The following is an 11,210-nucleotide window of genomic DNA, read 5'->3' on the forward strand; positions in this document are numbered from 1 at the left end:
GCGACGATCAGGCAAGGAATTCTGTGGGCGGCCGGCGGGACCGGCTTTACCTTTCTCATGACAGCCCTGGGGGCGGGGACGGTGTTTTTCTTCCGCGGGTCGGTGCAGGCCGGACTGCAGCGGGTGTTTCTGGGCTTTGCGGCGGGGGTGATGGTGGCGGCGTCGGTGTTCAGCCTGCTGCTGCCCGCCATGGAGGAGGCCGAAGCCGCCGGGGTGCCCGGATGGCAGCCCGCCGCCGGGGGCTTTGTGGTGGGAATCGCCTTCATGCTGGCCCTGGACCGGCTGCTGCCCCACCTGCACCTGAATGAACAGGAGCCGGAGGGCCTGCCTTCCGGCTGTCGGCGCACCACCCTGCTGGTGCTGGCGGTGACCCTGCACAACATCCCCGAAGGCATGGCGGTGGGGCTGGCCTTTGCCCTGGCCGCCCAGCACGGCGACCCGGGGGCCCTTTCCGCCGCCTGGGCCCTGGCCCTGGGCATGGGCATCCAGAATTTCCCCGAAGGGGCCGCCATCTCCCTGCCCTTGCGGCAGGCCGGGTTCAGCCGGTGGCGGGCTTTCCGCAACGGGGCGGCTTCCGGGGCGGTGGAACCGGTGTTCGGCATCCTGGTGGCCGCATCGGCGGGGAGCGTACAGCCCCTCATGCCCTGGCTGCTGGCCTTTGCCGCCGGCGCCATGCTCTATGTGGTGGTGGAGGAGCTCATCCCCGAAGCCAACCTGGGCCAGCACTCCCACAGCGGCACCCTGGGGGTCATGGCCGGGTTCCTGGTCATGATGGTGCTGGATACCGCCCTGGGCTGACCCCTTGCCAAGGGGGACCCGGGCTGGTATACTGGGACAAAAAAGTGAAAGAAGGCAGAACCTATGGAACGCAACGCTGTTCATACCCCCAACGCTCCCGCCGCCATCGGCCCCTATTCCCAGGCCATCCGGGTGGGGGATACCGTCTATGTCTCCGGCCAGATCCCCATTGACCCCGCCACCGGGGCCTTTGCGGGGGAGGACATCCGCACCCAGACCCGCCAGTGCCTGAAAAACCTGGGCAACATCCTGAAAGAGGCGGGCACCGACCTGTCCCATGTGGTCAAGACCACCGTCATGCTGCGGGATATCGGGGACTTTGCCGCCATGAACGAAGTCTACGCCGAGGCCTTCACCGAGCCCTTCCCGGCCCGGGCGGCCTTCCAGGTGGGGGCCCTGCCCAAGGATGCCCTGGTGGAGATCGAGTGCGTGGCCGTGCTGTGATCTGAAACAAGCAGAAAAACCGCCCGCCGGTGCCTGTACAGGCTGACCGGCGGGCGGTTTTGTTTGTGAAATCAGGATTTTTTGGGGGCAGGGAAGGTCACCCGGATGGTGGTGCCGGTGCCCACGGTGGAGCGCAGGTCGATGCGGGCGTTGTGCAGCACCGCAATGTGCTTGACGATGGCCAGCCCCAGGCCGGTGCCGCCGGTGGCCTTGGACCGGCTCTTGTCCACCCGGTAGAACCGCTCGAACACCCGGTTCTGGGCATCCTGGGGGATGCCGATGCCGTTGTCCTCCACACAGACGTAGGGGGCGCCGGTGTTGTCAGTGCCGCAGCGCAGGGCTACATGGCCGCCGGGGCGGTTGTAGCGGATGGCGTTGTCGCACAGGTTGGTCACCAACTCGGTGAGCAGGTCCCGGCTGCCCAGCACGGTGGCGGGGGCGGGGTCGCACTGCAGGGTCACATAGGCCTTGCGGGCGTTCATGGTCATGTTGCCGTTGACCTCCTTCAGCAGGGAGGCCAGGTCCACCGGCAGCGGCTCGGAGAGGGTGGAGCCCTCGCTGTGCATGCCGTCCAGCTCGCTGAGCTGCAGGATGTCGGACACCAGCCGGATCATCCGCCCCGCTTCCTTGTGGATGCGCTTGCCGAACACCGGCACGTCCTCCGGTTTGGCCATGCCGGTCTCGATGAGTTCGGCGTAGCCGGAGATGCTGGTCAGGGGGGTCTTGAGCTCGTGGCTCACGTTGGCGGTGAACTCCCGGCGCATGGTCTCGTTGTTCTCCCGCAGGCGGCGGTCGGACTGGATGGTGTGGGCCAGGGGGATGAGCTCCTCATAGGGCACGTTGGCCTCGATGGTGTCCAGGTGGTCGGCCATGCGGGTGATGGGCCGCACCAGCCACCGGGTCATGACCGCGGCCAGCAGGGCGGACAGCAGCACCACCAGCGCGCAGCCCGCCCCCAGCAGGGGCAGCACCTGATTGTACAGGCTCCACATGGTGGAGGTCTCCTCCCCCAGGCGGAGGATCTGGCCGCTGTCCAGCCGCACCGCGTGGTAGTGCACCTCCCGGCCCAGGGTGGTGCTCTGGCGCACGCTGGAGCCTTCGCCCATCTCCCGGGCGGCGGCGATCTCCGGGCGGGCGTAGTGGTTCTCCATCTTTTCGGCGGGCTCGGTGCTGTCATGGAGCACGGTGCCGTCGGTGTCCACCAGGGTCAGGCGCAGGGTACTGCCCGCCATGGCCTGGTCCAGGGCGGCGTAGGCGGGGTCGCTGTCCGCCTCATACACGGCGGCCAGGGCCCGGGCGGTGCGGCCCAGGTCCCGGTCCACCTGGGCCGCAAAGGCCCGGTGAAACAGGAAGGCTGCCCCCACCGAGGTCAGCACCACCGCCAGCAGCCCCACCAGGATCAGGGCCGCCCGCAGCAGGTGGGACATGCGGCGGGGCGCCGTGCGGGATTCTTCAGGTTTCATCGCTGTTCTCCGTGCCCCGGGCGCTGAGTTTGTAGCCGACCTTGCGCACCGTGCGGATGGCTTCCCCGGCGTCGCCCAGTTTCTGCCGCAGGGTCCGCACATGCATGTCGATGGTGCGGGATTCCAGCAGATCGTCGGTGTCCCACACCGCCTTCATGATCCGCTCCCGGGCCAGCACCTCCTCCGGATGTTCCAGGAAGAAGTGCAGCAGGGCGTATTCCTTGAAGGTCAGTTCCACCGGCTCCCCGTCCACCGTCACCGTGCGGGTCAGGTCGTCCAGGGCGATGGTGCCGAACCGCAAGGCGGAGGGGGTGCTGACGGCGGAGCTCTGGGCGCGGCGCAGCACCGCCTTCACCCGGCTGATGAACTCCATGATGCCGAAAGGCTTGCACAGGTAATCGTCGGCGCCCTTGTCCAGACCCTTGACCACGTCGATCTCGCTGGTCTTGGCGGTGACCATGATCACCGGCACGTTTCGGGTGGCGGCATTTTCCCGCAGCTTGCCCAGGATCTGGTAGCCGTCCTCGTCGGGCAGCATCACGTCCAGAATGACCAGGTCGGGCACGGCCTCGTACACGGCGGCCCAGAAACTGGCCCCGTCGGCAAAGCCCTTGGCGGTGTAGGAATTGGTCTGCAGGGCGTACTGTTCCAGTTCCCGGATGCTGGCGTCATCCTCCACAATGTAGATCATGGGTAAAAACACTCCTTACAATACGAAACCCGCCGCAAAAACGGGCGGGCTTCGGTTTTTTATCCGTTGGATGCGGCTTCGGTGGGAAAGGCATAGCGATCGCGGTACTTCTCGTACCGCTCCTCAAACTTCACGCTGGAGCCGTTCTTGATGTTGTTCAGGTACTCGTGGGTGTCGAACTTGTCCTCGGCCACCTCGATCATGGCCACCGCAATGTTGGAGCAGTGGTCGGCGATGCGCTCGTAGTCGGTGAGCAGGTCATCCAGCACAAAACCGTACTCGATGGTGCAGGTGCCGGCCTGCAGGCGGGCGATGTGGCGGGTCTTGACCTCCCGCACCAGGCCGTCCACCACCTCTTCCAGAGGTTCGATCTTGCCGGCAGCGTACAGGTCGTTCTGCTGGTAGGCGTCCACCGTGCGGTTGACGATGTCCTGCAAGGCGGATTCCAGCACGGCCAGGTCGCTCAGGGCTTCCTTGCTGAAGCGGATGTCCTTCTCCTTGATCTCCTTGGCGGCTTCCAGCAGGTTCACCGCGTGGTCGGAGATGCGCTCAAAGTCGCCGATGGTCTGCAGCAGCTTATTGACGGTGCGGTTGTCCTCCCGGGACAGGTGCTTGTTGCCCAGCTTGACCAGGTAGGTGCCCAGCACGTCCTCGTAGTGGTCCACGGCGTCCTCTTTATGAAGAATTTCCTCGGCCAGGGCGTCATCCCACTTGTGGGTGATGGACATGGCCTGCAGCAGGGAGACCCGGCAGATCTCGGCCATATCGCCGCCGGTGAGCATGGCCCGGTTCACCGCCACAGAGGGGGTGGAGAGCAGACGCTCGTCCAGCAGGGAGTGCTGTTCGGGGGCGTCGGCCTTGCTGTCCGGCACGGTCATGATGGCCAGACGTTCCAGCACCCGGTTGAAGGGCAGCAGGATGGCGGTGGTCACCACATTGAAGACGGTGTGCACGATGGCGATGCCGAAGGTGTTGATCTGGTCATTGAAGAAGGGGAACTGCAGCAGGGCGTGCAGCCCGTAGAACCCGCACAGGAAGATGATGGAGCCGATGACGTTGAAGTACAGGTGCACGAAGGCGGTGCGCTTGGCGTTCTTGTTGGCGCCGGCGGAGGAAATCAGGGCGGTGACGGTGGTGCCGATGTTCTGGCCCATGATGATGGGCACGGCAGCGCTGTAGGTCACCGCACCGGTGGAGGACAGCGCCTGCAGGATGCCCACGGCGGCGGAAGAAGACTGCAAAATGGCGGTGAGCACCGCGCCGGCCAGCACGCCGAACAGGGGGTTGGAGAAGGCCAGGAACAGGTCCATGAACCATGCTTCCCCGGCCAGGGGGCTCATGGAAGTGGACATGGTGTTCATGCCGGCCATCAGGATGGCAAAGCCCATCATGATCTTGCCCACGCCCCGCTTGCGGTCCTTGCCCAGCATATACATCCAGATGCCGATGAAGCCCAGGATGGGGCTCCAGGCATTGGGGTTGAGCATCTGGGTGAGGAAGTTGTCCCCTTCCAGACCGGACAGGGAGAGCAGCCAGCCGGTGACGGTGGTGCCGATGTTGGCGCCCATGATGACGCCGATGGCCTGGTGCAGCTGCATCAGTCCGGAGTTGACGAAGCCCACCGCCATGACGGTGGTGGCGCCGCTGGACTGGATGACCGCCGTGACCACCAGGCCCAGCAGCAGGCCCTTGATGGGGGAGGAGGTCATCTTGCTCAGGATGCCCTGCAGTTTGTTGCCGGCGGTCTGCTCAAGGGCCTTGCCCATCATGTCCATGCCATACAGGAACATGGCAATGCCGCCCATCAGACTGAACACATTGAAAATGCTCATACTGGGAAAACCTTCCGTTCTCTTATTTTTCTTTTCACCGGGACCAACCTGCCCCGGGCCGCGCCCTGCGCGGCACTATACCGTTTCCTATTATAACGGTGCTGCGCCCAAATGCGGTAGCAAAAGGCGGTAAAGTGTTTGTAAAATTTGTGTAAAATGGTCCTGTACAGGCAATTTTTGGGCATATTGGGAGAAAATCTTGCCCGTTTTTTTACGAATTTTACAATTCCTTTTCATTTCGCCGCCCCATTTGACCGAAATTTTACGCCGATTGTACGGCGTCATGGTCGAAACCCGGGCCCCGGTTTTGCTACAATACCCTTGCGCCCGGAAGGACGGGCACACCGCAGCGGGACGGTTGGAAAGAAACCCGCAGCGGATACTTTGCTACATGAAAATTGAGCAAAAAGGGAGAAGAAAGACAGTTATGAAACGTAAGATTGCTTTGGTTTGCGCCGCCGCCATGGCCCTGAGCCTGGCCGCCTGCGGCAACACCGCTTCCACCACCTCCGAGAGCACCGCTTCCGAGAGCACTGCTTCCGAAAGCAGCGCCACCGCTGAAGCCGCCGGAGAGGAAGCCGCTGCCAGCGATTTTGACAACACCCAGTCCATCACCGTCATCACCCGTGAAGAAGGCTCCGGCACCCGCGGCGCCTTCATCGAACTGACCGGCGTGGAAGAAAAGAACGATGCCGGCGAAAAGGTGGACAACACCTCCGCCGGTGCCGCCACCCAGAACTCCACCAACGGCGTCATGACCACCGTGGCCAACGATGAGACCGCCATCGGCTACATCAGCCTGGGCAGCCTGAACGACACCGTCAAGGCCGTCACCGTGGGCGGCGTGGCCGCTTCCGCCGAGACCGTCAAGGACGGCACCTACACCCTGGCCCGTCCCTTCAACATCGTCACCAACGGCGATGCCACCGACCCCGTGGCCGTGGACTTCATCAACTACTGCATGAGCACCGACGGTCAGGCCCTGGCCACCGAGGATGGCTACATTGGTTCCGACGATGCCGCCGCCTTCGAGAGCACCCAGCCTTCCGGCAGCATCACCGTGGGCGGTTCTTCCTCCGTCAGCCCCCTGATGGAAAAGCTCATCGAAGCCTATGAGGGTGTGAACCCCAACGCCAGCATCGAGCTGCTGACCACCGACTCCACCATCGGCGTCTCCGGCGCCCTGGACGGCACCTACACCATCGGCATGGCTTCCCGTGAACTGAAGGATTCCGAGGTGGAAGCCGGCGCCAAGGCCACCGTGCTGGCCATGGACGGCATCGCGGTGGTCGTCAACCCCGCCAACCCCATCGAGGACCTGACCATCGATCAGATCAAGAGCATCTACACCGGTGAGACCACCACCTGGGACGCCATCCAGTAATCAAGACAGCAAAAGCGAATGGCCGTTGCCGCCCATCAAGCAGCGGCCATTCTTTTGGTAAAAAAACGAACCCCCCTGACGGACCCCAAGGGTCCGCCCCCAAACAGGATTGGAGTATAGGAAAATGAGTACGAGAGCATCCAACACAAAAGAAGTGGTGATGAAATGGGTCTTCACCGCCTGCGCCTGCATCTCGATTCTGGCGGTGGCCCTCATCTGCATCTTTCTGTTTGCCAACGGCCTGCCCACCCTCTTCAAGATCGGACCCCTGAAGTTCCTTCTGGGCACCACCTGGAAACCGGGCAATGACATCTACGGCATTCTGCCCATGATCCTGGGCAGCATCTATGTCACCGCCGGCGCCATCGTGGTGGGCGTGCCCATCGGTCTGCTCACCGCCATCTACATGAGCCGCTTCGCCTCCAAGCGCATCAACAAGGTGCTGCTGCCCGCCGTTCAGCTGCTGGCCGGCATCCCCTCGGTGGTGTACGGCTTCTTCGGCATGGTGGTGCTGGTACCGAGCATTCAGGCAGTGCTGAAAACCGACTTCGTGCGCAAGACCCTGCACATCACCAACGGCAAGGGCATGAGCCTGTTCACCGCCAGCCTTCTGCTGGGCATCATGATCCTGCCCACCATCATCACGGTGAGCAAGACCAGCCTGGACGCCGTGCCCCAGAGCTACTACGAAGGCAGTCTGGCCCTGGGCGCCACCCATGAGCGCAGCGTCTTCTTCACCGTGCTGCCCGCCGCCAAGAGCGGCGTGCTGTCGGCGGTGATCCTGGGCATCGGCCGCGCCATCGGCGAGACCATGGCCGTGGTCATGGTGGCCGGCAACCAGACCTGGATGCCCCAGGGCCTGTTCCAGGGCCTGCGCACCATGACGAGCAACATCGTCATTGAGATGGGTTATGCCGCCGACCTGCACCGGGAAGCCCTGATCGCCACCGGCGTCGTGCTCTTCGTGTTCATTCTGCTCATCAACGTGAGCTTCAGTCTTGTGAAGGAGAGGGAGAAAAATGCCTGAGTCCACCATTACCACCGGGGCTCATACCGATGAATACAGCGCTTCCGGCGCACGGCTGGTGCCCTCGGCCAAAAACCGTGAAAACCGTATGTCTGCCCGCGTCTGGGCCCTGGTCATGCGCTGGCTGGTCCGTCTGGCCGCCCTGATCACCGTGGCCGTGCTGGTCTTTTTGATCGGCTACATCCTGGTCATGGGCATCCCCAACCTCAAGCCCAGCCTCTTCGAGTGGGAATACAACTCCGAAAACGTCTCCCTCATGCCGGCGCTCATCAACACCATCCTGATGACCGGCTTCTCCCTGCTCATCGCCACCCCCCTGGGCATCTTCGCCGCCGTCTGGCTGGTGGAGTACGCCAAGCGGGGCAATAAACTGGTCAAGGTCGTCCGCCTGACCACCGAGACTTTGCAGGGCATCCCCTCCATCGTCTACGGCCTGTTCGGCATGCTCTTCTTCGTCACCCAGCTCAAGTGGGGCTACTCCCTCATCGCCGGCGCCTTCACCCTGTCCATCATGGTGCTGCCGGTCATCATGCGCACCACCGAGGAAGCCCTGCTGGCTGTGCCCGATTCCTACCGGGAAGGCAGCTTCGGCCTGGGCGCCGGCAAGCTGCGCACCGTCTTCAGCATCGTGCTGCCCTCCGCCATGCCTGGTATTTTGTCCGGCGTCATCCTGGCCGTGGGCCGCATCGTGGGTGAGACCGCTGCCCTGATCTACACCGCCAGCACCGTGGCGGCCATCCCCACCAGCGTCTTCAGCTCCACCCGCACCCTGGCCGTGCACATGTATATGCTTTCCAACGAAGGCCTGCATGTGGGCGAGACCTACGGCACCGCCGTGGTGCTGCTGGTCCTGGTCCTGGCCATCAACAGCCTGTCCGGCTTTGTGGCAAGCAAACTTGCGAAAGGAAATTGAGTGACGATGAATAAATTTGAAGTCTCCAACATGGATCTGTACTACGGCAACTTCCATGCGCTGAAAAACATCAATATCTCCATCCCCGAAAAAGAGATCACCGCCTTTATCGGACCTTCCGGCTGCGGCAAGTCCACCTTTCTCAAGAGCCTGAACCGGATGAACGACCTGGTGGAAGGCTGCCGCATCTCCGGCGACATCAAACTGGACGGCGTGGACATCTACAAGGACAAGATGGACGTGAACGTGCTGCGCAAGCGGGTGGGCATGGTCTTCCAGAAGCCCAACCCCTTCCCCATGAGCATCTACGACAACATCGCCTACGGCCCCCGCACCCACGGGGTGCGCAGCAAGGCCCAGCTGGACGAGATCGTGGAAAAGAGCCTGCGGGGCGCGGCTATCTGGGACGAGGTGAAGGACCGGCTGAACAAGAGCGCCCTGGGCATGTCCGGCGGCCAGCAGCAGCGTCTGTGCATCGCCCGCGCCCTGGCTGTGGAGCCCGAAGTGCTGCTGATGGACGAACCCACCAGCGCCCTGGACCCCATCTCCACCTCCAAGGTGGAGGAGCTGGCCATGGACCTGAAGAAGGACTACACCATCATCATCGTCACCCACAACATGCAGCAGGCGGCCCGTATCTCGGACAAGACGGCCTTCTTCCTGCTGGGTGAACTGGTGGAGATGGGCCCCACCGAGCAGGTCTTTGCCACGCCCGTGGACAAACGCACCGAAGATTACATTTCCGGCCGTTTCGGCTGATAAAGGGGGAGATACCATATGCCTACCAGCAGCCGCAAGATTTACGACGAAGAGCTGTTGCAGCTGGATACCATGCTGGCCCGGATGGGCCATTCGGCAGGCGGCGCCATCGAGAGCGCCCTCACCGCCCTCAGGACCGGGGACATCGAACTGGCCCGCAGCGTCATTGCCCGGGACAGTGAGATCGACGCCGCCGAGCACGAGGTGGAACACCGCTGCCTGACCCTGTTTTTGCGCCAGCAGCCGGTGGCCAGCGACCTGCGCAAGGTGTCCACCGCCCTGAAGATGGTCACCGACATCGAGCGCATCGCCGATCAGGCCTCCGATATTGCAGAGATCATCCTGCACCTGCATGTGGACACCGCGTCCACCGTGGGCGTCATGGAGGACATCTACCGCATGGGCGACCTGGTGCTCCGGATGGTCAAGCAGGCCATCGGCGCCTATGTGCAGGTGGACCTGGCCAGCGCTGCCGAGGTCATTGCCAAGGACGACGTGGCGGATGCTTCCTTCAACCGCATCAGCGGCGAGATCGCCCACTACATTGCCGACCACCCCAACGAGGCACAGACCGCCCTGGACCTGTTCATGATCACCAAGTATCTGGAACGCCTGGGCGACCATGCGGTGAACGTGGCCGAATGGGTGGAGTTCCTCAAGACCGGCGTGCACAAATCCCGCAAGATCGTGTGATACGCCCTGACAGTACCATTCTCTTATTTTTCCTATACCAACCGGGACGGGACTTTGCGCATGCAAGGTCCCGTTCCGGCTTTCTGCGTGCAAAAGCCTTGTGATTTTTTGTGAAGTTGAGTATACTGGAACCAGATGAACACCGAAAGGGGGGGGGACCTGAATGGAAAAACAGAACCAACACGGCGCGGGGGATCATCGCACCCTGCTGATTGTGGATGATGACGAATTCAACCGTGCGATTTTGGATAATCTGTTCGCACCCTACTACACCATCCAGGAGGCGGAGAACGGCCGGCAGGGGCTGGATGCCATTCTGGCGGGCCCCGATGCCTTCAGCGCCGTGCTGCTGGATGTGGTCATGCCCGAGATGGACGGCCTGCAGGTGCTGCAGCAGCTGAACGAGAGAGGCCTTCTGCAGAAGCTGCCGGTCTTTCTCATCACCGCCGAAGCCCGGGACGAAGTCATGCGGGAAGCCTACCGCCTGGGGGTCATGGACGTGATCAGCAAACCGGTGGTGCCCTATGTGGTGCTGCGCCGGGTGCAGTCGGTGGTGGAACTGTTTGAGGCCCGCCGCCGCCTGAGCAATACGGTGGAGATCCAGCAGTCCGAGCTCATGCGCCGTGCCGAGCAGATCGCCGAACTGAACATGGGCATGCTGGAAGCCCTGTCCACCGCCATCGAGTTCCGGGACGGGGAATCCGGGGAACATGTCCAGCGCATCCGCCACATCACCAAGATGCTGCTCAGCGAAACCCGCCTGGGCCGGGGCATCAGCGACGCCGAGATCGAGCTCATCGCCACCGCTTCCATCATGCATGACGTGGGCAAGATCGCCATTCCGGACGCCATCCTGAACAAGCCCGGAAAGCTCACCCCCGAAGAGTACGAGATCATGAAGACCCATACCATCCGGGGGGCGGAGATGCTGCAGCGCATCCCCCAGCTGCGGGACAACGAAGCCTATCCCTACGCCTACGACATCGCCCGCCACCACCATGAACGGTGGGACGGCCGGGGGTATCCCGACGGACTCAAGGGCGACGAGATCTCCATCTGGGCCCAGGTGGTGTCCCTGGCGGACGTGTACGACGCGTTGAGTTGCAAGCGGGTATACAAGAAAGCCTTTGACCGGGCCACGGTGCTGGAAATGATCCGCACCGGCCAGTGCGGGGTGTTCAACCCGGCACTGCTGGAGGCCTTTTT

General features: G+C 62.9%; 11 protein-coding genes. 8 read left to right on the top strand and 3 right to left on the bottom strand.

From position 1 onward, the window contains the following. The first annotated feature begins 6 nt into the window (after window positions 1–6). Together Q0K17_RS08210 and Q0K17_RS08215 are read left to right on the top strand one after the other, a co-directional pair. Window positions 7–798: a ZIP family metal transporter gene (locus Q0K17_RS08210; RefSeq protein ID WP_294542085.1), complete on the top strand. Its 792-nt coding sequence runs from the start codon at window positions 7–9 to the stop codon at window positions 796–798. 63 nt (window positions 799–861) lie between these two features. Continuing rightward, complete coding sequence (locus tag Q0K17_RS08215; protein ID WP_294542064.1) at window positions 862–1,242, top strand: RidA family protein; 381 nt, start codon at window positions 862–864, stop codon at window positions 1,240–1,242. A gap of 71 nt (window positions 1,243–1,313) precedes the next feature. On the opposite strand, the gene Q0K17_RS08220 is transcribed toward Q0K17_RS08215, so the two are convergent. Genes Q0K17_RS08220 through Q0K17_RS08230 form a run of 3 tightly spaced genes read right to left on the bottom strand, consistent with a single transcriptional unit; the run spans window position 1,314 to window position 5,228 of the window. Then, window positions 1,314–2,705 carry an ATP-binding protein gene (locus Q0K17_RS08220; protein ID WP_294542066.1) on the bottom strand — a complete coding sequence of 464 codons (1,392 nt, stop codon included), beginning with the start codon at window positions 2,703–2,705 and terminating at the stop codon, window positions 1,314–1,316. Further along, a complete protein-coding gene (locus Q0K17_RS08225; RefSeq protein ID WP_294542068.1) occupies window positions 2,695–3,396 on the bottom strand; it encodes a response regulator transcription factor in 702 nt (233 codons plus the stop codon). Before Q0K17_RS08225 ends, Q0K17_RS08220 begins: the two co-directional genes overlap by 11 nt. A gap of 59 nt (window positions 3,397–3,455) precedes the next feature. Further along, window positions 3,456–5,228, bottom strand: coding sequence for a Na/Pi cotransporter family protein (locus tag Q0K17_RS08230; protein WP_294542071.1), 1,773 nt, complete (start codon window positions 5,226–5,228; stop codon window positions 3,456–3,458). Window positions 5,229–5,655: 427 nt separating this feature from the next. Here Q0K17_RS08230 and Q0K17_RS08235 point away from each other — a divergent pair, with 427 nt between their 5' ends. The 6 genes from Q0K17_RS08235 to Q0K17_RS08260 form a co-directional block, all read left to right on the top strand. Next, on the top strand, window positions 5,656–6,612 hold the full coding sequence (locus Q0K17_RS08235; protein WP_294542073.1) for a substrate-binding domain-containing protein: 957 nt from the start codon (window positions 5,656–5,658) through the stop codon (window positions 6,610–6,612). Window positions 6,613–6,736: 124 nt separating this feature from the next. After that, window positions 6,737–7,639, top strand: a complete 903-nt coding sequence (pstC, locus tag Q0K17_RS08240; RefSeq protein ID WP_294542075.1) for a phosphate ABC transporter permease subunit PstC — start codon at window positions 6,737–6,739, stop codon at window positions 7,637–7,639. 88 nt (window positions 7,640–7,727) lie between these two features. Further along, window positions 7,728–8,552 carry a phosphate ABC transporter permease PstA gene (gene pstA, locus Q0K17_RS08245; protein ID WP_294542089.1) on the top strand — a complete coding sequence of 275 codons (825 nt, stop codon included), beginning with the start codon at window positions 7,728–7,730 and terminating at the stop codon, window positions 8,550–8,552. Between the two features lie 6 nt (window positions 8,553–8,558). After that, a complete protein-coding gene (gene pstB / locus Q0K17_RS08250) occupies window positions 8,559–9,311 on the top strand; it encodes a phosphate ABC transporter ATP-binding protein PstB (RefSeq protein WP_204648297.1) in 753 nt (250 codons plus the stop codon). Between the two features lie 18 nt (window positions 9,312–9,329). Further along, a complete protein-coding gene (phoU, locus tag Q0K17_RS08255) occupies window positions 9,330–10,004 on the top strand; it encodes a phosphate signaling complex protein PhoU (RefSeq protein ID WP_294542079.1) in 675 nt (224 codons plus the stop codon). 163 nt (window positions 10,005–10,167) lie between these two features. Further along, window positions 10,168–11,210, top strand: a 1,043-nt coding sequence (locus Q0K17_RS08260) for an HD domain-containing phosphohydrolase (protein ID WP_294542082.1), incomplete at its 3' end; no start/stop codon positions are given.

Origin of the sequence: uncultured Gemmiger sp. (assembly GCA_944388105.1) — a bacterium.
Taxonomy (GTDB): Bacteria; Bacillota; Clostridia; order Oscillospirales; family Ruminococcaceae; genus Gemmiger.

What these genes read in the sequence shown, in the direction of transcription:
- Q0K17_RS08235 (WP_294542073.1), top strand. Translation starts at nt 5,656, where the DNA reads ATGAAACGTAAGATTGCTTTGGTTTGCGCCGCCGCCATGGCCCTGAGC.
- pstA (WP_294542089.1), top strand. Translation starts at nt 7,728, where the DNA reads ATGTCTGCCCGCGTCTGGGCCCTGGTCATGCGCTGGCTGGTCCGTCTG.
- Q0K17_RS08220 (WP_294542066.1), bottom strand. Translation starts at nt 2,705, where the DNA reads ATGAAACCTGAAGAATCCCGCACGGCGCCCCGCCGCATGTCCCACCTG.
- pstB (WP_204648297.1), top strand. Translation starts at nt 8,559, where the DNA reads ATGAATAAATTTGAAGTCTCCAACATGGATCTGTACTACGGCAACTTC.
- phoU (WP_294542079.1), top strand. Translation starts at nt 9,330, where the DNA reads ATGCCTACCAGCAGCCGCAAGATTTACGACGAAGAGCTGTTGCAGCTG.
- Q0K17_RS08230 (WP_294542071.1), bottom strand. Translation starts at nt 5,228, where the DNA reads ATGAGCATTTTCAATGTGTTCAGTCTGATGGGCGGCATTGCCATGTTC.
- Q0K17_RS08215 (WP_294542064.1), top strand. Translation starts at nt 862, where the DNA reads ATGGAACGCAACGCTGTTCATACCCCCAACGCTCCCGCCGCCATCGGC.
- Q0K17_RS08225 (WP_294542068.1), bottom strand. Translation starts at nt 3,396, where the DNA reads ATGATCTACATTGTGGAGGATGACGCCAGCATCCGGGAACTGGAACAG.
- pstC (WP_294542075.1), top strand. Translation starts at nt 6,737, where the DNA reads ATGAGTACGAGAGCATCCAACACAAAAGAAGTGGTGATGAAATGGGTC.